The sequence below is a fragment of the Mycobacterium sp. genome (assembly GCF_052144515.1).
Taxonomy (GTDB): Bacteria; Actinomycetota; Actinomycetes; order Mycobacteriales; family Mycobacteriaceae; genus Mycobacterium.
This window is the reverse complement of record NZ_JBKQQD010000106.1, coordinates 101,419-120,523: the sequence shown is the minus strand read 5'-3', so window position 1 is coordinate 120,523 and position 19,105 is coordinate 101,419. Positions and strand designations below refer to the sequence as shown.

The window sequence follows — 19,105 nt, the reverse complement described above, 5'->3', positions numbered from 1 at the left end:
TTGCCAGTGTGCGCTTAGTCGACACCGTCCGCCACGCACATTCGCTGAAGGCCTAAGGCGCCGGCGGCGGAGGCGGCGGCGGGGGTGGCGGGGTGATCGGGATCGGGACCGTGACGAACGGGAAGTGCAGGTACATCGTCATCGGCGGGCGCGTGGGCACCGCGGCAGGTGCGGGTTGGGGAGGCGGCGCGGCCGGGGGCGGTGCAGCCGGGGTCGGCGCGGCCTGCGGCACCGGGCTCGGTACGGACGCCGGTGCGCGCGGGGTCGGTGCGCGACGGACCTGGGGCGCGGGTGGTGCGGCGGGCGCGGTGTACGCGGGCGGGGGCGGCGGGGCGGCGACCGCCGTCGGGGCAGGCGGCGGGGACGGCGGGGGCGGCGGCGAGGTGGGCGCGGGCAGCTGCGCCTGCGGCAGCTGGGATGGGACTTGCGCCGGATTGGCAACGCTGGCCCGCGGGTGCTGCCGTGCGGCGGACGGCCGGTCAGCGGTCAGCGAAACGAGCAGCACCCCGGCCACGACGGCGAAGATCGCGGCGAGCGCACTGCCGGCCACCAGGAAGGACGTCCGCCTCGGTGAGCCCTCGTCTTCGTCGGCTTCCTCTTCTAGGGCCTCTTCTAGGGCGCTGTAGGCGAGGTTGGTCGGACCGAAAGCGCCGGGGCTCATCTCACCCGTGGCCGGATCCAGCGCATAGGCCAGCGCGGCCGTCGACGAGGAGAACAGCGGCGCGTTCGCTGACGCCAGCGCCGCCCCGCGGGCCAGCGCCATGTCTGGCTCCTCGGGCGCGCTGACCTGAAGTGAAGTCACCGCCTCGAGTGCGGGCTTGATCGAGACGATGTCGGCCCCGCAGCCGATGAGGAACACGCCGTCCGCCCGCGATCCCCGCGCATCCAGGCCGGCAACCATCGTCGCCAGGTGGGCCGCCCGCCGAGAGGCGCTCTGCCCGGCTGGCAGTGGCTGCCGGTGCAGTTCGGCGATCGACCCGTCGGCGACCTCGACGACGGCCAACGTCGCGTTCTTGGGCTCCACGAACAACATGGCAATGCGCTCGTAGGCGATCGAGGAGCCCACCGTCTGTGCGAGCGCGGCAGCGGCCAACAGCGGGGAGACCAGCATCACGCCGCCGAGGTCCCGGGCAGCGAGCTCGTCGCGCAGCACGCCAACCGCGGCGGGATCCGCGGGGTCAGCCCAGGTCACACCGATGGACGTCAACCGGTGGCCGGCCGCGACCGCGCCCTCGCGGGTGCCGACGATCGCGGCGACCACCTGGGCGGCCACCTGATCGGCAGCAGCCACCTCAATGTGGTCCTGTTCCACGGTGGCACCGTCGGCGTTCTCGCCCTCGATAAGCAGCAGGCGGAGCGTCGCGGGTGCCATCGATACCCCAAGTACGATGTCCACTTGCTCTCCGAATCCCCCCAAACGCGGATACACCAACGCTACCCGCGTGCGGCCGGACTCGCTGAGGACGCCGCGATCGAGGCGTCAGTAGGAGCCGGACCCGGAGAACGGGTTCTGCGAGTACCCGCCGCCACCCGGATATTGGGGGTATTGGGGGTACTGCGGAGCCGGGTTCGCGGGAGCCTGATTCTTCGGCACCGGAACCGGTATCGGCACCGGCAGTAGCGGGACGTGGATCCACTCCGTCGTCATCGGCACGGTCGTGGTGGTGGTCGGCGGCGGAGGAGGTGTGGTCGTCGTCGCAGACGGCGGCGGCGGAGGCGTCGTGGTCATGGCCGTCGTAGGCGGCGGCGCAGGCGGCGGCGTCCTGGTTACCACCGGCGGTGGAGGCGCGGTGGTTACCACCACCGGCGGCGGCGGTGGTGGCGACGACGGCGGTGGTGGCGGCGGCGGTGGCTCACTGCTGGGGACCGGTGCGACGCTGGGCACCGGCGCGGCCGACGGGGGCGGTGGGACGGGGGTGGGCAGCACGGAGCTGGGCGGCGGCGCCGGCCGGGGCGCGACGGTCGGAACGACGGGTGCCTGGCGGTTTTCTATGCCGGTCAACGTGTAGGCCACGCCGCCGATCGCGGTCATGGCCACCAGGGCACACAGGCCGATGACGAACTGCGACAACCGAAGCCGGCGCCACGCCGGTTCTCTGGGCGGGTCGAGCACGGGCAGGCGCATCGACCAGCCGGCGGCACCGTCTTCGTCGTAGGAGTGGTCGGCGAACCGCGCCGGCACTTGGCCCCATTCGGTCTGCGACCAGGCCAACTCACGATCCGTCATGGCATCGTGGTCGATGACCAGCACGTCGCCGGCCGGCAATTCGATGGCGCCGCTACCGGCGGCCGCCGTGAACAGGCCGATGGACGACCGCGTCCGCATATCCAGCTTTTCACCACGCGAGGCCAGCGCCAACGCGCCGGCCGCCGCCGCGACCGCGGGCTGCGGCACGGTCAGGACCGTTGTCCGGCCGTGTCTTGAAAGGCGTTGAGTGACAAGGGGAATGCTGGCACCGCCGCCGACCGCGACCACCGCCGCAAGATCTGCCCAGGTCTTCTTATTGCGCCTCAGCATGTCGTCGAATGCGTAGATAAAACTGTTCAGCCGGTCCTGTATCAGGTCTTCGAGCTCGTCTCGAGTCACCGCCATGCTGCACCGGCGCCCCCCGAGCTCACCGGCCAATTCGGTTACGGTTTCGGTGGACAACCGTTCTTTGGCGGCACGGCACTGGTCCCTGAGCTGGCCGAGTTGCCCGACCCCGGCGGTGCTGGCCGGGTCGATACTGCTGCCGTGGCCCAGTTCCTCAAAGGCCCGAAGCAGCAACGCGTGGTCGATCTCGTCACCGGAATAGTCCACGCAACGCATTGTGGCGCTGATGGGTTCGAACTCGGCCCCGGTATTCGAAGCCTCCAGCAAGGTGGCGGACGTACCACCGCCGCCGAAGTCGAGCAGCCCGAATACACCGTCGTCGGTGAGGTCCAACTCGGATTCGACCGCCGTCAACGATGCGACCGCGTCCGAGACCAGGCGCGGCGCCATGCCGCTGCGGACGAAGCCCACGTGCGTGCGTAAACCGTTGCGCAGCGCCTGTATCTTCGGCGGCTTCCAGTACGCCGGAACGGCAATCGCCATCTCCGACGAACCCGAATCGGCACCGGCGGCAACCACCATCGCGTCCAGCGCCTCGACCATCAACAGGTCGGGGTCGTGACTGGACCCGTCACTGGACACCAGCGCCACGGAGCCGCCAATGCGCTCGACAAAGCCGCTCATCGGCATTCCGAGCTCGATCAAGCCCGGATCCTCCGCGGGCACACCAACTTTCGGCGCGCAATGCGGATACAGCGTCAGCACAGCCCGGCGAGCTACCGGCGGACTGCCGTCACGAGCCGCGACCAGGTTCGTGGTCCCGATCGACAACCCAAAAGGGTCGTACATAGGGCGAATACCTTCGTCTACAGGGGTCGGTGGCCAGCGTTAACCATAACGGCAGACACGCTGAAAGCCGATGGGTTGCAATACCATTGGTATGTGGCCGATGCGCTTGTGTCACCGAAGCGGTATCAAAAACCCCTTGACAAATACGCGTTGAACGCGTCGGACTCACACCACCGTCAACGGCAGCGAACGCCTCGGCTCGAACTGAAATGTCGCTCCACCGCTGACCTTGGCCACCGATACCTCCGATAATTCGGCTGCCGGGGAATCGGTTTCAACCAGCTCGGCGGTCCATTCGTTGTCCGTGCCGCTGACCCGAACCTCGATGCGCGGGTCCACGGCGGTGGCGATCGCCTGCAGCGGCTGCACCGATTCGGGTGAGCACAGGGTTATCCAGGCGTCGTCGTCGTGGGCCGGCGACCGGTGGACGGTCAGCCGGTGGTCCGCCATTTCGGCCACCACATAGCCGGCGGGATTGAGCAGCGGATGCAACTCGAGGACCCGCATGGCTCCGTCGACTCCGCCGGGCAACCCCAGCGCGCGGTGGATCCGCTCGGTGGCCAGCCCGGCCATGCCGGTCAGTCCGCGAGTGCAGACCGAGACGGCCTCGGCGTCGTCGGCAGCACGCGCGCGCACCGCAATCGCGAACGATAGATACAGCAGGTGCATCTGTAGGCAGACCTCGTCGGCCATCCGGACCAGCGCCGAGTGCGAGTAAGCGTCGAAGTCGAAGTCGGACAGCACCGGACCCGAGTAATCCGCCTTTCCCTCCTCGGATCTATCGATTGGGTCGAGTTCCCATGTCGCGGCACGGGTTTGGCGAACGATGTCCAGCGCCGGAATGCTCTGGGCCTCGGGATAGGACTCGTCGATGATGACGGTCCACGCACAGTGCGGCTGCCTGCCGGCGGGTACTCGCGGCGGTCGGTGAATGGGCCGAACCTGGGCGCGCGGATTGGTCGCCACCGCGGTGGCATCGAAGGTCGGGTCCTCGATGGTGTGGCACATCCCGAAGACGTACTTCTCGCCCATCGGCTCGACGTCGAGCAGCGCGCCGCAGTGGTCGAGATGGAACTCCCCGTGCCAGCGGTCGTGGATGGTGTAACGGAAATCCATGAATTGCGGTGGGGCGCCGATGTCGAGCTGCAGGCCCTTGAAGATGGTGGGCACGTCGTTGCCCTCGAAATTGAGCGCCTGTTGCATGCGCCTGGTGTAGATGGGGCTGGCGCCCGCCCACTCCTCGATGGCGATCTGCACCATTTCCTCGCGACCGAACGAACTGATACACCAGGCCATGGCGGACCGATCGATCATCTGCCCGATCAGCAGCAGTTCGGGCACCAGGACGGCGAGCTCGGAACGGGACAGCCGCACGTATCGGGATTGGGTCACCCGCCAAAAATAAACGCGACTATGTTATAAAGTCAACAATGTCCATTGCTCCCACCCGGCGCACCAGCGCGCCGCGCAAACGCGGCGATGACACTCGGGCGAAGATCATCGACGAGACCGTCCGCTGCATCATGGAGGAAGGATTCGCCGCCGCCACCGCCAAGCACGTGGCCGAACGCGCCGGCGTGACGTGGGGAGTCATCCAGTACCACTTCGGCGACCGCAACGGCCTTTTGATGGCCGTCGTCGACGACGGGGTGGCCAGGCTGGTCGACAGCCTGTCGTCGGCCGACGTCAGCGAACTACCGTTGCGCGAGCGCATCGAGGTCGTCGTCGACATCGCGTGGAGTTGCTATAGCAGCCCGATGTCGATGGCCGCCTTTGAAATCCTGCGGGCCACCCGCGGCGGCCCGGGCGAGTCCTCGCGGCGGCATCTGCTCGAGATGAACTCCGCGATCGGCCAGCTGGGCCGGCTGATAACCGAGGACCCGTCCAATGCTGGTGTGGCGGAGGTGATTTGGGCCACGCTGCGGGGTGTGGTGCTGGTACAGATCATCACCGGGGCCGACATCGATTGGAGCCGGGAACGACGCGCGCTGATCGACATGGTGACCCGTGTGCTCCAATGACGCTCGTACGACATCGCGACACTTAAACCACGCACACGACACGCCGCAGAACATGACCGTGGTTTATATCTCGGCGAAAGCCCAGTCGGGCCGCGCACCATTGGTATCGCGACACTTAAACCACGCACACGACACGCCGCAGAACGTTGAACGTGGTTTATATCTCGGCGAAAGCCCAGTCGTCCGACTGACCGCAGCCCACCTTTCACGGTGTGCTGCAATGACGGGATGACCCCCCAAGACTTAGCCGCCAATCTCGCCGATGTCGAAGCCATCAAGCAGGTCAAGTACCGATACATGCGTGCGCTGGACACCAAGCACTGGGACGAGTACGCCGACACGCTGGCCGAGGACATCAAGGCCGACTACGGTCCGTCGATCGGCAATGAGTTGCACTTCACCAACCGCACCGAGTTGGTGGACTACATGCGCTCGGCGCTCGGCCCGAACGTCATCACCGAACACCGGGTGACCCATCCCGAAATCATTGTGACCGGCGATACCGCATCGGGCACCTGGTACCTGCAGGACCGGGTCATCGTGGCGGAGTTCGACTTCATGCTGATCGGCGCGGCGTTCTACCGCGACCAATACCGGCGCACCGACGACGGCTGGAAGATCAGCGTCACCGGCTACGACAGAACCTACGACGCGACGATGTCGTTGGCGGGCATGGACTTTAAGATCAAGCCCGGCCGCGCCCTGGCTACTTCGTAATCGCGATCACCGCGCCGGGCTGTAGCCAGCGCATGATCTGCACCAGGGTGGCGTCGTCGATCGCCACACACCCCTCGGTGGGCCCGCCGTCGGTGGTGTGAAAGAAGAACGCCGCCCCGCCACCGGGGACCTTGTTCTTGTTGACGCCCATCACCACCGCGTGCTTGTACTGCGGGATATCGAGGTTCTCGCTGGCGGCCGTGCTGAACGGGCACTGCGACTTCTGGCATACCTGCATGCTGTTGAAGGTGGGGCTGTGGTCGTCGCCACTCCACCAATGGTTGGGCCCGACTTGCGTATACGGCAGTCCGGTACCGGGATTCGGCGCGGTGCCGAACGCGGAATCCAGGGTGTAGACACCCATCGGGGTGGCCGGAACCTCACTCTTGGCCTGCGGCGCCATGCCCGCCGAACCGACGTGGGTGGGAATGCCGGTCTTGAGCGTCTGCCAGCCGGCGGTGGTGCGCTGATAGATGTCCATTTGTGCGTTCGATCCGCCGGTGCTGACCACCGAAACCACTTGCGTGGCATTGCCAACCGAGTTTGCGAACCACGGGGCGGCTGCGCCGCTCTCCGGAGCAAGCGCGACCGACGCCCAGCCCAGGGCGACAGCGCACAGCAGAGCTACCAGTCCGCGCATACAACTTATGGTCGGGCGGCGCCAACCCGGGGTCAAGTAAAGCTTTAGACCCGATTAGATCACTGCGCCGTGATGCCCGCGACCATACTGGCCTCATGGCGGTCTTCGTTCGGAAGTTGTTCGGAATCGGCAAGCTTCCCGCCGACCTGCGCACTCAGGTCGAAGCGGAGGGACTCATCTATCTCGCCGAGTACGTCGCTGTCACCCGGCGGTTCAGCGGCGTCATCCCCGGACTGCGCGCCTCGCGCAGTGTCGGCAGCTACGTGGGTTCGCTGGCGTTCACCTCTCAACGGGTACTGGGGACACTGTCGGTGGTCCCCAAATTGGCCGGCCGGGCTATCGACGTGCGCTGGGACCAGGCGCAGGCCGGCGCCGCGACGGCCGAGATCTCGTCGACGGGCCTGCAACTCGAGCTCGACGTCGCCGATGTCGACCCGAAGTTCAGCGGCCAACTGTCGCTGCACTACAAAAACGCCATCCCCGAAGATGTGCTGACACGATTGCCGCGCCGATCACTGGCCTTCGACGTGCCGCCCGAATATGTCTTCCGCGCGGTCGGCGTCACCTATAGCCCGTGAACGTGATCCGCGGCCAGGGCGGCTGGCGGAGCACCGCCAGGCTGCCGATCACCGCCGCCAGCAGGCCGGTGAGCACCCCGACAGCGCTATCCGGTTGGTATCGACGGCCGGTACTCAATACGCGTCATCTCCCTGGACGACGAACACGCCGATCGGCATCCCGGTGAAACCCCGGCCTTCCCTGATCTTGGCGACCGGGATCACGGTGACGCCGTCCGGCGTCACATAGGGCTCCCCGTAAACGCGCCGCACGTTGCGGTCATTGGGCAGTTGGTCGAGTACTTCAGAAAACGTCGGCACGATGTCACGCTAATGGCAACCCAGGCTTTCTACGGGCTTTCTAGAGGCTTTCTAGGATGGCCCTGTGAACGACCACGTCTTCACCGCTCAAGAACGCCGGGCCGTGTATCGGGTGATCTCCGAACGGCGCGACATGCGCCGGTTCGTGCCCGGCGGAGTGGTGCCCGAGGATGTGCTGGCGCGCTTGCTGCAAGCCGCGCACGCCGCTCCCAGCGTCGGTTTGATGCAGCCGTGGCGCTTCATCCGGATCACCGATCAGCGGCTCCGCGAACTCATCCACGCCCTGGTCGATGACGAGCGCGCACTCACCGCACAGGCGCTGGGTCCGCGCGGCGAGGAATTTCTGCGGCTCAAGGTCGAGGGCATTCTTGAATGCGCCGAGCTGCTGGTGGTTGCGCTGTGCGACGACCGCGACCGGCACGTCTTCGGCCGGCGCACGCTACCGCAGATGGACCTCGCGTCGGTGTCCTGCGCGATCCAGAACCTGTGGCTGGCAGCCCGGTCGGAAGGCCTCGGCATGGGCTGGGTGTCCCTGTTCGACCCGCGACGGCTGGCTGCCCTGTTGGCGATGCCGGGCGATGCCGAGCCCATGGCCGTCCTATGTCTGGGCCCGGTACCCGAGTTTCCGGATCGGCCGGCCCTGGAATTGGACGGCTGGGCCTTCGCGCGACCGCTGGCGGAATTCGTCTCCGAGAACCGATGGGGTCAACCGGCGCCCGGCCACCCCGCCGAAGCGGCCGGCGCGGGAATGCCGACCACCATGCCGTCCCAGCCGGTGTAATCCTTCAAACGCTGCGGCCCGGGCCAGTGCGCGGCGACCACGAAGAGGGTCGAACCGTCCGGCCCTCCGAGCATGCACGCGAAGGCGCCGCGATCGAGTCGGACACGGTCCAAGACCTCGCCGCCGTCGGCGACCCGCACGCAGCAGCAATCCCCCACGTCGGCGTACCACGCGGCGCCGTCGCGGTCCAGGCAGATGCCGTCGGGTGAGTGCGAACCTAGGTCCGCCCAGATCCGGCGATTCGACAGTGCGCCATCGGCGCCGATGTCGAAGGCCGTCAGCCGGTGCCGGTACGACTCGGCGACGATAAGCGTGGCGTTGTCCGCGGTGACGGCCATGCCGTTGGGGAACGCCAGATCGTCGGCCACCACCCGGGCGCGTCCCTCGCCGACCCCATCACTCACCAAGGCCACAAATCCCGGCGCCGCGTCGCCGGCAGGGGGCCTCGCAGCGAAGTCGAAATTCACGTTGTTGACGTAGGCGTTGCCGCGGCCGTCGATCACGATGTCGTTGCACCTGTGCGGCGACAGCGGCGACAGGTCGGCATAGCGGCTCAGCGTGCCGTGCCCGGACAACCGGAGCAGCGCTCGCTGCGAACCCGACGTCAGCACCAAACCCTCGTTTGCTGGCAGGTGCGGCAGGAAGTCGAAGCACAGTGGCAACGACTGGTGCTCAACCACGATCTGGACACCACCCGCGGGGTCGATCGCGCGGATCAGTCCGGCCGTCCAATCCGCCACCCACAGCCGCCCGTCGCGCCAACGTGGCGACTCCAGCAGACCCAGTCCGGTGATGATCGTGTCCATACCGCGCACCTCACTGTTCTGTCGACCGATTGTTCCAGCCGCCGGCGTTATCGCAGGCACTGCGCATTCGGCTGCGGTATCGTCGCCGATCGGGATGACCAGATGACGGAGATGGTGTGGCAGCGGTCCGACACGACGACAACAATCTAGAAAATGTGCTGATCGTGCATTGGCACGATCTGGGACGCCAGCTCGGGGCCTACGGTCACCCGGACGTCGTCAGCCCGCAGCTGGACCGGCTTGCCGCCGAGGGCATCCTGTTCACCAGGGCCCATGCCACCGCGCCGCTGTGCTCACCGTCGCGGGGGTCGCTGTTCACCGGCCGCTACCCGCAAAGCAACGGGCTCGTCGGGCTGGCTCACCACGGCTGGGAATACCGCGCCGGAGTACGGACCCTTCCGCACCTGTTGTCCGAAAATGGTTGGTATTCAGCACTTTTCGGTATGCAGCACGAGACGTCCTACCCGAAACGGCTGGGCTACGACGAATTTGACGTGTCCAACGCCTACTGCGAGTACGTGGTGGACGAAGCGCAACGGTGGCTGCGGGAGATGGCCCCGGCTATTTCCGGGCAACCATTCCTGTTGACGGCCGGGTTCTTCGAAGTCCACCGGCCCTACCCGCCGGAACGCTACCAACCTGCGAACAGCGCGGCCGTCGATCTGCCTGACTACCTGCCCGACACTCCCGAGGTGCGCGAGGACTGGGCCGCCTTCTACGGGTCCATCGCCGCGGCGGACGCGGCGGTCGGCCGGCTGCTGGACACGCTCGCCGAGACCGGCCTGGACGCCACCACCTGGGTGGTGTTCCTCACCGATCACGGCCCGGCGTTCCCCCGCGCGAAATCCACGCTCTACGAAGCCGGTACGGGCATCGCCATGCTGCTGCGCCCGCCCACCAACAGGGCGGTGCCACCGCGCGTCTACGACGAACTGTTCAGCGGCGTCGACCTGGTCCCCACGCTGCTGGACCTGCTGGGCATCGACGTGCCGACGGACATCGAGGGCGTGTCACACGCGCACAGCCTGCTGGCGCCGGACACCGATCCGGTGCGCGACCACGTGTACACCGCGAAGACCTATCACGACGCCTTCGATCCCATTCGCGCCATCCGCACGAAGGAATACAGCTACATCGAGAACTATGTGCCCCGCCCGCTGCTGGACCTGCCGTGGGACATCGAGGAGAGCCCGTCCGGCGTGGCCGTCGCGCCGTCAGCCAAGTCGCCGCGCCCGCAGCGGGAGCTCTACGATCTGCGCACCGACCCCACCGAAACCAACAACCTGCTTGCCGGTGACCACAGCCGGGACATTGCTGCGATCGCCGCCGATCTGGCGGCCCGGCTGCAGGACTGGCGCCACCGGACCGGCGACGTGATCCCGTCGGAGTTCACCGGCACCCGCGTCGCGACGCGCTATGCCGAAACGTATCTGCGTATCCATCACACGTCGCCGACGAGCCGATCGGCGCTCGCCGTCGACCGCGGCATCGAGGAGTGAGTTCGCCGGCCAACGGTGATTGTGTGCGCTTGTGTTCAGTGTGAAGGTAATTCATCCGAACCCGACCGGGATGAGTTGCCGTTAGGCTCATCCGGTGCCCTGTCCTGCGACGTCGTACCTGGTAGTCGCCACCCAGCGCAGCGGTAGCACCCTACTGGTGGAGTCGCTGCGCGCGAGCGGATGCGCCGGGGAACCCCAGGAGTTTTTCCAATATCTGCCGGACACCGGGATGGCGCCACAGCCCCGGGAGTGGTTTGCCGGCGTCGACGACGAATCGATCTTGCGGTTGCTCGATCCCCTGGTGAAGCGCGGCACGCCGGACACCGCGACCCCCGTTGCCTGGCGGGAGCACATCCGCAGTTCCGGCCGCACACCCAACGGCGTCTGGGGCGGCAAGCTGATGTGGAACCAGACGGCGCTGTTAGAAGAGCGGGCGTCGCGACTGCCGGACCGCTCCGGCGACGGCCTGCGTACGGCGATCCGCGATGTGATCGGCAGCGAGCCGGTGTACGTGCACATTTACCGGCCGGATGTGGTGTCGCAGGCGGTGTCGTTCTGGCGCGCCGTGCAGACCCAAGTGTGGCGGGGTCATCCGGACCCTGAGCGCGACTCGCGGGCCGTCTACCACGCCGGCGCCATCGCGCACATCGTCAAGAACCTGCGCGATCAGGAAGACAGCTGGCGTGCCTGGTTCGCCGCGGAGTCGATCACGCCGATCGATATCTCGTACCCGGTGTTGTGGCGCAACCTGACCGCGATCGTCGGCCGCGTTCTCGAGGCACTCGGGCAGGATCCGCAGCTGGCGCCGCCACCGGCGCTGCAACGGCAGGCCGATCAACGCTCCGACGAGTGGGTCGTCCGCTACCGTGCGGCGGCGCCGCGGCTGGGGCTACCTACCTGATCGGCTGGTGCCGCCGACTTCGGCGACGACGAACACCCGCCGGAACGGGAAGATCGTCGTGCCGTCGGCCCGGGGCGGGTAGGCGTCGTCCAGCAGCGGGATCAGTTCTTGGCGAAACTGCTCCCAACGTTGATCGTCGAGCCGCTCGCGCACCGGGACCAGCGCGGTCCCGGTGATCCACTCCAGCACCGGGTGCTCGCCGGTCAGCTGGTGCAGGTATGTCGTCTCCCAGACGTCGACGCGGCACCCGGCGTCCAACAGCAGGTTGGCGTATTGCGCCGGCGGATGGACCACCGCTCCGACTCGAAACGGTATGTCGGCCATGATCTTTGCGTACGGTTCGCGACGGGCCAACGCGCGCACCGTGGCGTGTGACGGCGTCTCGAAGTTGCCCGGGAGCTGAACGGCGATCCACGATCCCGGCGCCAGCTCGCTGGCCCACCGGACCAGCAAGTCGGCGTGCTCGGGCACCCAGTGCAACGCCGCATTGCTGATCACCACGTCGGTATCCGGCTTGGGCTTCCAGTCGCGCAAGTCGGCGGTGCTGGCATCGATCCCGCGTTCGCGGGCGGCGGCGACCATCTCCGGCGAGCTGTCCAGCGCCTCGACCACCGCGCCGGGCCAACGCTTGGCCAGGTACTTGGTCAGGTGGCCCGGCCCGCAACCAAGGTCAACCACGCGGCGTGCGCGCTCGGTCGCCACCCGGGACACCAAGTCGTAGAAGGGGCGGCCGCGATGGTCGGCAAACGCCAGGTAGACGTCGGGATCCCACATATCGATCCTCCTGATCAACACCCTCGCTAGTCCGCTGGTACAGACAAACCGTATTACGCCCGGTGATGCGGCCTCAGCGGGATAGGCGGGATACCATCGGGTGTGTCCGACATGCCTGTTCTGGGTGCGCAGGGTGCCCAAGGAGCCCTGGGCGCAGATGTACCGCCCAGCGCCGAGGGACTACCCGGACGCTCGGATCTGTCGCCCCGTCAGCGCGCAGTGGTCGACGTGTCCGCGATCGGCGACCTCGCGTTGCGGACGGCGGCCTCGTCGCTCCTGTCGGCGACGGTGGCGCCGGCCGTTGTCGCCAACGCCATGCGCCACCCCGGCGGCGAGCGCAGCAATCTGGCCTTCTACGCCGAGCTGGCGGCCGAGCGGGATACGGCGAAGTCGTTTCCGGCCCCGACCGAATTACCGGACGTCGAGTCGCGGCCGGCCAGCTTGCTCGCCGAGTGGCTCGCGAACGGGACGGTCGACAACATCTCGTTCCGCAGCAGCTTCACCGCGGTCAACCCCGCGATGCGAAAGCAGTGGAGCGCATTTGCCTCCAATAACGTCGTGCATGCGCAGCACTGGCGCCATGATGACGGACCGCGCCCGACGCTCTGCGTTATTCACGGCTTCATGGGTTCGTCTTACCTGCTCAATGGTTTGTTATTCTCGCTGCCGTGGTATTACCGGTCGGGCTACGACGTGCTGTTGTACACCTTGCCTTTTCACGGCCGGCGGGCCGAAAGGTTCTCGCCTTTCAGCGGTTACGGCTACTTCGCCAGCGGGCTGAGCGGTTTCGCCGAGTCGATGGCCCAGGCCGTGCACGACTTCCGCTCCATCGTGGATTATCTGCGCCACACCGGTGTCCAACGCGTCGCACTGACCGGGATTTCGCTGGGCGGCTACACCTCAGCGCTGCTGGCGACGGTCGAAGACCGGCTCGAGGCCGTGATCCCCAACTGTCCCGTCGTCACCCCGGCGAAGTTGTTCGACGAATGGTTCCCGGCCAACGCACTGGTCGGGCTGGGCCTTCGGCTCGCCAACATCAATCGCGACGAGCTGAACGCCGGGATGTCCTATCACTGCCCACTTAACTATCTACCGGTGATCCCCAAGGACCGCCGGATGATCATCACCGGGCTGGGCGATCGGATGGCTCCGCCGGACCAGGCCGTAAAGCTTTGGGAGCATTGGGATCACTGCGCGCTGCACTGGTTCCCCGGCAGTCACGTGGCGCACGTGAGTCAGCTGGACTACCTGCGGCGGATGACGCCGTTCCTGCACGGGGTCATGTTTTAGTCATGTTCTAACGACTTCGGCCAGCGGTGCCCGATGGGCCCCGGCGAGCGGAGTGGGCCAGTCCAGCCCTGCCAGCAGATCGTCGGGCACACTTGTGTGTCCGTCGAGCCGCCGGGTGGACAACAGATCCAATGCCGCGAGCGCCGGCCGCTGGTTTCCGCGCTGCGGGGTCAGGCCGGGCATCGGCGCCGCTGCCGGTGGCGGCGCATCGGTCAGCAGGGCGCAGGCGACCGCGACCGTGTGGCTTGTTCCCGATCCCCCTGCGCTGGCGATCTCCAGCGCGGTCCACGTCTCGCGCGCCGGCTGCGACAGGATCGCGTCGAGGGTCCCCGGAAGCGCGTCATCCGCGCTGACCCGGTATGCCGCAAGGTAACCCGAGCCGGCCTGCACTGCTCGCCATGCTTCGCGACCTGCCGAGTCGAGCAGCCGGGGAACGACGTCGGGTCCGGATACCGTTGCTTCCCAGCCGATCTCGCGCAGGTGATCGGCTAGCCGGCGCACGGCGACCTGGGTGGTCTCGTGCAACGGGATGCGCGACGAGCGGGCCCGCAGCGCCGCCAGGTTGTCAGCGGCCGATACGGTCAGCGCGATCCAGGTCTGGCAGGCGTCGGATGCGTTGGTGCGGCCGGTGATTCGGATCGTGTCGGCGCGAATGCCGTAGCAGTTCAGATAGCCGGCGATCAGCGGCAGCGGGAGCACGTCCTGGTCACCGGCCGGCGGCCCGAGCCGCAGCAGCGCGGTGGTCCGCGCCGCTGGCTCGGATTCGGGGACCGGACCCCCGCGGCGGCGCATCATCGCCAGCCGGCGGCGCACAATCGTCGTGAAATGCAGTCCGCCCCAACAGCCGAACAACAGGATGACCACGGCGACGGCGATGCCCAGCACCCATTGGTCGCGGGGCGAGCGCCACGGGTACGCCATCACCGCGGGCACCACAGCCAACAGCGCCAGGGTGAGTCTCCCGCTCGTTGGCCAGAGAGGGGTGGGCATAGTTCGGCTCATCGAGTGGGCTCCTTTCGCCGGCGCGCGGCAATCCCGGTAGTCGCCGCCACGGCCGCGACGACCAGGGCCAGCACGGCGGTCCCCACAAACGCCACGGTTCGCGGGGCGTTGTTTTTCGGCGCCGGCGCCGGCGGAAGGGCGACCGTCTTGGCCGGCGGCGCGAGGGTTTCCGGGTTTTCCGGGTTCGCGGGTAGCTCCCAGGTCAGGGCCGCCACCGGGTCTACAATGCCGGCGCCGACGACGTTGGAGGGCGCCCGGGCACCGTTGTGCGCGGTCGCGGTGATCCGGCGCACCACCTGCGTGGCGGTGAGCGCCGGGTACTTGCTGCGGACCAGCGCCGCGACTCCCGACACGTAGCCGGCCGCGTAGCTGGTGCCACTGAGAGCGATCTGTTGGTTGTGGTCGTTGGGCAGGCCGTTGGCCAGGCCGCCGCCGTCGCGGTTGCTCACCGACGCGATGTTTTCGCCGGGCGCGGCGACACCCACCCACGGCCCGGCCATGGTGAATTTCGACGGCTGCCCCTCCGGCGTCAGCGAAGCCGTCGAGAGCACATACGGTTGCCACCACGACGGGCTGGAGATTGACGTGACGCCGGCCCAGTTGCGCGGATCGTCGGGACGAGCCAAATCGGTCAACGGATTTGACGCGCACGACGTTCCGCCGGCCAGTGATCCGGTCGGCCCGGTGTTGCCCGCGGCCGCCACGATCACCGCGTCCTTGTCCACCGCGGCGTACCGGACCGCGGCACCCAGCGCGGCCTGGTCGACGGGCCGATCGGCGGGCAGGCAGGTTACCGCGGAGATGTTGATCACCCGGGCGCCGAGATCGGCCGCATGGACGATGGCCCGGCTCAGGGTGGCCACCTCGAGGGAGGCCTGCGCGAGCTGCGGATCGCCGCCCGGCGTCCGGGGCGCGAACTTGGCCGATGTCACCCGGATGGACAGCACCCGTGCGCCGGGTGCAACGCCCGAGAAGCCGTCATCTGAAGGCTGGCCGGCGATGATCCCGGCTACCAGGGTTCCGTGCCCGTCGCAGTCGGTCAGGCCGTCGGTCGACTCCACAAAGTCACCACCGGGGTCGACATTCGGTAGGCGCGGACTGGGCCGCGACCCGGTGTCGAGGACCGCCACCAGCTGGCCGTCGCCGCGGGAGAACTGCCATGCCGCAGGAAGATTCAGCACCGCCTGGCTGGGTGTCGTTGCGCCGGGATCGGTACCCGGAATGATTCCGGTGACACTGCATGGGCCGCGCTGCTCCATCGGCTGCACGGGCCCCGGTGCTCCGCTCGGCGGCGGCACGCCGGGGTCGACCACCGGCTGGCCGATCGCCCATGCCGAGGGCGCCATGCCCAGACCTGCGGCTAAAACCGCTGTGAGGCGAGCTAACCCGGTTCGCGGTACGGCCCGCATCATCGATTGAGCACCCAGCTGAACAAACCGACCAGATAGGCCATGACGGGGATCAGCGAAGCATCGAGACCGACGGCGACAAAGCCCAGCAGCCGGCGCAGGGGCAGCGAATAGCTCTCTGGCGACGCGATGCGCGGGTTCAGCGCCACCACAAGCCACACCGATACCAGGGCGATGAGCACCAGCGCCGCCCCGAAGGCGGCGATGTAGCGGCCCGTCGAGGCGTAGAGCACCAGCAGGACACCGGCCGCCAGGTAGGGCTGAGCAAGCAGCCACGCCTTGCACGCGGCCGAATCCCACACCCGCGCACGCAGGATCGCCGTGACCGCGGTAGCGGCCACCACATACCAGCCCACCACACTGAGCGCCTCGGGGCGCAACGCGATCGCCACCGACCCCAGGACGCTGAGCAGCACGGCGGCGGCGATGAACCCGTTCTGATGGGCGTCGCCGACGCGCACCCGCCGGGGCAGATCCTCGAGCACCCGCAACGACGGCGCCGACGGGGTGGGGTCACCCGGTGCCGGGATGACGGGCAGCGGGAAGCGTGCCCACAGCGCGGACAGGTGCGCCGCCTCGATGGTGACCAGCAAGGCCGCCACGATAAGCCCGCAGCCGATGGCCAATATCGTTAGCTGCCAGAGCAATTCGGCACCGGCCGCCAACGACACGCCGGCACCGACCACCGCAACCGCGGTGAAGAAGCCGACGACCCGCTCGCGCTCCGGGGCGGGAATGATCAGGACGATCAGCGACCACGCGGTGGCGCCGGCAGCGGCGAGCAGAAGCTGAGCCGGCCCGAACCGCCCGGGCACCTCCAGCGCCAAAACCGCGGCGATCGGCACCAGCGCCGTGATCGACAGCGCTTGGGCGGCGCGCGCCGATCGTGAGCCGATCAGCAGACCCGTCACGCCAACGAGTACCGCGATGGCAGCGACCGCGAGCAGTCCGGTCAGCGCGCCGGTGGCCGCCCGATAGGTGACCGCCAGACCTGTCACCAAGAGGGCCACGACGATCGCCGCGGCCAGCGCCCCGCGCTGGATATGCGCTGTGCCCCAAGGCTTGCGCCGCGACGTCGAGAAGATCATCGCGGCGTCGGCGATGTCCTCGACGATGCCGGGCGCGGCCGGGCCGATGGGCACCGGCCGCAACGCAAGCAGGTCACCGTCGACGACACCGACGGTGTCCAGGCTGGCGTCCAGGCTGAACGGCGCGCCGCCGATGGGCGCCAAGCTCAGCTGGGACGCCGCACCGGCATCGGTGTCAGTGTTTCCGTTGGACGCTGCGGGGCCCGCCAGACGCTGAACCGCGGGCAGTATTTCGCGCAGCGGCAACTCCGCAGGCAGGGCCATCTCCGTCAGCCTGCTGTCGGTGAGGATGGCTATGCGCACGATCGGCATCACGGCGCCGGACGTCACCGGGCGCTCCAATCCTGGGGCATGGTGTTTCTCTTTCTATATTGTTTCTGTTACATCGCTTGGCCAGAAAAGTCTCGGGCCCGCCGCCGGCTCGAGAACCCTTGGCCGTCCGGCAAATTGGCGGTCAGCTGTTCGATCGCGACCGCGATGGAGAAGGGCGTGCCGGGGCTGAACGTCGACACCCACTCGCCGTCGAATGCGCGCGACGGGCTGACCAGCACCCGGCCCGCGGCGGTGTCGACGATGCTCATCCCCACCTCCGTGGTGGCGTGCTGCCCGTCGCGGTGGCAGCCGGCGACGATCTCGACGTAGCTGCGCGGACCGGAGAACACCGACTCCACCACCGGTCGCGCCGACGCCGGGATCCCCAGGTAGTCAAGGACTTCGGAGAGCGGCGTGCCGCCGCGCAGCCGCTCGTCGGCCCGGGCTCCGACGCGCGTAGGCATGCTGAACTCGTCGAACCTCGCCGGCGGCCGCTGCGCCAGCCCGACACAGAGGACGGGAACCAGCGCCCGGGGATCGTCGATATCGATTGCGGTGAACGTGATCAGCTGCGCGCTGCGCAGCGCGACAATCGTTTTGCCGGTCTTGCCGTCCTCGGCGCCACGCTGGGCAACTATGCCGCGCAGCAGCTCGCCGGCGCCAGTGACCGAGCTGGGGCCCAAGTAGCGCAGGTCCAGCCACCGGTCCGGAAAGCACACTGCTTTGATCCAGTCGGCGACCGCCGGGTTGATCCCCCCGTCATCGGACAACAGGCCCATCCGGATCAGGTCGGCCCTTTGACGTTGGAGGAAGGCGTCCCGCTGCGCGGCATCGCAGTAGGGCGGGGTGATCGCCAGCACCCACGGGAAGCTGCCCGCCCCAATGGTTTCGGCGATGAACCACGCGTGATCGACCGTCAGCTCGACGGCGTTGGGTGCCCCGTTCATCTAACGTTCATTTACAGTCGTCTAAGCACGAATTAGCCGCCCCATTTGGCGGCTTCGGCGGCGTCGCGGGCGTACATCGCCAACGTGTTGGCTTCGTGAGTGCTGGACATCGCCTGGTAGGCCCGCACCAGCTGCTCCATAGCCTCGTTCCACTGCGCCTGCCAGACCTGATAGGTCATACCCGTGTCGCCTAGCCAGGCATTAGACAGCGCGGCCTGTTCGCTGGCGATATCGGCGCCCAGCCCTTGCAACGTGCCGGCGTAGCCCGACATGTCCCCGGCGTGGGCGAGCATCGCCGGGTAGTTGTACATAATCTGTGACATCACAAGTCCTTTCGCGGTGTACCGGTCGGGTCAGAATCCGGTGTAGGTCGACGCGGCGGCGGCGTCGGCGGCCACGTAGGTGCCGGCGGCGTCCCCGAGGTTGGCCTGGGCGATATCCAGCAGGGTGTTGATCCTTGCGGCTACCGCAACGAAGCGGGCGTGGGAGGCCTGAAATGCCGCAGACGCCTCGCCGACGTGAAATCCCTGCGCCGACAGTGCCTCCTGTTCGGCCTGGCTGATGGTGCTGCGCATCAACGCCGCCTTGGTGGAAAACGCCGACTGCGCGGCCACCAGTTGCGGGATGTGAGCATCTAGAAGACTCATAATATGTTCTT

At 67.7% G+C, this 19,105-nt stretch carries 19 protein-coding genes and 1 pseudogene; 7 read left to right on the top strand and 13 right to left on the bottom strand.

The annotated features are described in order from the left end of the window. Positions 1-52 precede the first annotated feature (52 nt). The 3 genes from ACLP9N_RS06595 to ACLP9N_RS06585 all read right to left on the bottom strand — a co-directional run bounded on the left by ACLP9N_RS06595 (position 53) and on the right by ACLP9N_RS06585 (position 4,774). Complete coding sequence (locus tag ACLP9N_RS06595) at positions 53-1,396, bottom strand: DUF7159 family protein (RefSeq protein ID WP_442406624.1); 1,344 nt, start codon at positions 1,394-1,396, stop codon at positions 53-55. A gap of 84 nt (positions 1,397-1,480) precedes the next feature. Next, positions 1,481-3,382 (bottom strand): Hsp70 family protein, encoded by a 1,902-nt coding sequence (locus tag ACLP9N_RS06590; protein WP_442406623.1) that lies wholly within the window; start codon positions 3,380-3,382, stop codon positions 1,481-1,483. A gap of 165 nt (positions 3,383-3,547) precedes the next feature. Continuing rightward, positions 3,548-4,774 carry a hypothetical protein gene (locus ACLP9N_RS06585; RefSeq protein ID WP_442406622.1) on the bottom strand — a complete coding sequence of 409 codons (1,227 nt, stop codon included), beginning with the start codon at positions 4,772-4,774 and terminating at the stop codon, positions 3,548-3,550. 38 nt (positions 4,775-4,812) lie between these two features. Between ACLP9N_RS06585 and ACLP9N_RS06580 the strand changes: the two genes are divergently transcribed. Further along, the gene (locus ACLP9N_RS06580; protein ID WP_442406621.1) at positions 4,813-5,403 is read left to right on the top strand and encodes a TetR/AcrR family transcriptional regulator; all 591 of its coding nucleotides are present in this window, start codon (positions 4,813-4,815) and stop codon (positions 5,401-5,403) included. A gap of 210 nt (positions 5,404-5,613) precedes the next feature. Further along, the gene (locus tag ACLP9N_RS06575) at positions 5,614-6,120 is read left to right on the top strand and encodes a nuclear transport factor 2 family protein (RefSeq protein ID WP_442406620.1); all 507 of its coding nucleotides are present in this window, start codon (positions 5,614-5,616) and stop codon (positions 6,118-6,120) included. On the opposite strand, the gene ACLP9N_RS06570 is transcribed toward ACLP9N_RS06575, so the two are convergent. Continuing rightward, positions 6,110-6,760, bottom strand: a complete 651-nt coding sequence (locus ACLP9N_RS06570; protein ID WP_442406619.1) for a L,D-transpeptidase family protein — start codon at positions 6,758-6,760, stop codon at positions 6,110-6,112. The genes ACLP9N_RS06575 and ACLP9N_RS06570 overlap by 11 nt on opposite strands. A gap of 95 nt (positions 6,761-6,855) precedes the next feature. Between ACLP9N_RS06570 and ACLP9N_RS06565 the strand changes: the two genes are divergently transcribed. Beyond that, on the top strand, positions 6,856-7,338 hold the full coding sequence (locus ACLP9N_RS06565; RefSeq protein ID WP_442406618.1) for a hypothetical protein: 483 nt from the start codon (positions 6,856-6,858) through the stop codon (positions 7,336-7,338). Here ACLP9N_RS06565 and ACLP9N_RS06560 read toward each other — a convergent pair. After that, positions 7,322-7,638 (bottom strand): annotated as a pseudogene (locus ACLP9N_RS06560) (hypothetical protein). The gene ACLP9N_RS06565 and the pseudogene ACLP9N_RS06560 overlap by 17 nt on opposite strands. Before the next feature lie 133 nt (positions 7,639-7,771). Between ACLP9N_RS06560 and bluB the strand changes: the two are divergent. After that, positions 7,772-8,419, top strand: a complete 648-nt coding sequence (bluB, locus tag ACLP9N_RS06555; protein WP_442406648.1) for a 5,6-dimethylbenzimidazole synthase — start codon at positions 7,772-7,774, stop codon at positions 8,417-8,419. Here the strand turns inward: bluB and ACLP9N_RS06550 are convergent. After that, positions 8,344-9,225, bottom strand: coding sequence for an SMP-30/gluconolactonase/LRE family protein (locus tag ACLP9N_RS06550; RefSeq protein ID WP_442406617.1), 882 nt, complete (start codon positions 9,223-9,225; stop codon positions 8,344-8,346). The two genes, bluB and ACLP9N_RS06550, sit on opposite strands and share 76 nt — an antisense overlap. 116 nt (positions 9,226-9,341) lie before the next feature. Here ACLP9N_RS06550 and ACLP9N_RS06545 point away from each other — a divergent pair, with 116 nt between their 5' ends. Further along, positions 9,342-10,724: a sulfatase family protein gene (locus ACLP9N_RS06545; protein WP_442406616.1), complete on the top strand. Its 1,383-nt coding sequence runs from the start codon at positions 9,342-9,344 to the stop codon at positions 10,722-10,724. Positions 10,725-10,818: 94 nt separating this feature from the next. Next, positions 10,819-11,625, top strand: coding sequence for a trehalose 2-sulfotransferase (gene stf0, locus ACLP9N_RS06540; protein ID WP_442406615.1), 807 nt, complete (start codon positions 10,819-10,821; stop codon positions 11,623-11,625). Here stf0 and ACLP9N_RS06535 read toward each other — a convergent pair. Next, entirely contained in the window at positions 11,614-12,399 is a 786-nt protein-coding gene (locus tag ACLP9N_RS06535) for a trans-aconitate 2-methyltransferase (RefSeq protein WP_442406614.1), read from the bottom strand. The two genes, stf0 and ACLP9N_RS06535, sit on opposite strands and share 12 nt — an antisense overlap. A gap of 111 nt (positions 12,400-12,510) precedes the next feature. On the opposite strand from ACLP9N_RS06535, the gene ACLP9N_RS06530 reads away from it, so the two are divergent. Then, entirely contained in the window at positions 12,511-13,689 is a 1,179-nt protein-coding gene (locus ACLP9N_RS06530) for an alpha/beta hydrolase (RefSeq protein ID WP_442406647.1), read from the top strand. Here ACLP9N_RS06530 and eccE read toward each other — a convergent pair whose 3' ends face one another. The 6 genes from eccE to ACLP9N_RS06500 all read right to left on the bottom strand — a co-directional run bounded on the left by eccE (position 13,690) and on the right by ACLP9N_RS06500 (position 19,094). Beyond that, a complete protein-coding gene (gene eccE / locus ACLP9N_RS06525; protein WP_442406613.1) occupies positions 13,690-14,679 on the bottom strand; it encodes a type VII secretion protein EccE in 990 nt (329 codons plus the stop codon). Positions 14,680-14,687: 8 nt separating this feature from the next. Further along, complete coding sequence (gene mycP / locus ACLP9N_RS06520) at positions 14,688-16,037, bottom strand: type VII secretion-associated serine protease mycosin (protein ID WP_442406612.1); 1,350 nt, start codon at positions 16,035-16,037, stop codon at positions 14,688-14,690. A 62-nt stretch (positions 16,038-16,099) separates the two neighbouring features. Beyond that, a complete protein-coding gene (gene eccD, locus ACLP9N_RS06515; protein ID WP_442406646.1) occupies positions 16,100-17,500 on the bottom strand; it encodes a type VII secretion integral membrane protein EccD in 1,401 nt (466 codons plus the stop codon). A gap of 68 nt (positions 17,501-17,568) precedes the next feature. Further along, positions 17,569-18,447: an ESX secretion-associated protein EspG gene (locus ACLP9N_RS06510; RefSeq protein ID WP_442406611.1), complete on the bottom strand. Its 879-nt coding sequence runs from the start codon at positions 18,445-18,447 to the stop codon at positions 17,569-17,571. 32 nt (positions 18,448-18,479) lie between these two features. Further along, a complete protein-coding gene (locus tag ACLP9N_RS06505) occupies positions 18,480-18,770 on the bottom strand; it encodes a WXG100 family type VII secretion target (protein ID WP_442406610.1) in 291 nt (96 codons plus the stop codon). 30 nt (positions 18,771-18,800) lie between these two features. After that, positions 18,801-19,094, bottom strand: coding sequence for a WXG100 family type VII secretion target (locus tag ACLP9N_RS06500; protein ID WP_442406609.1), 294 nt, complete (start codon positions 19,092-19,094; stop codon positions 18,801-18,803). Between the last annotated feature and the right edge of the window lie 11 nt (positions 19,095-19,105).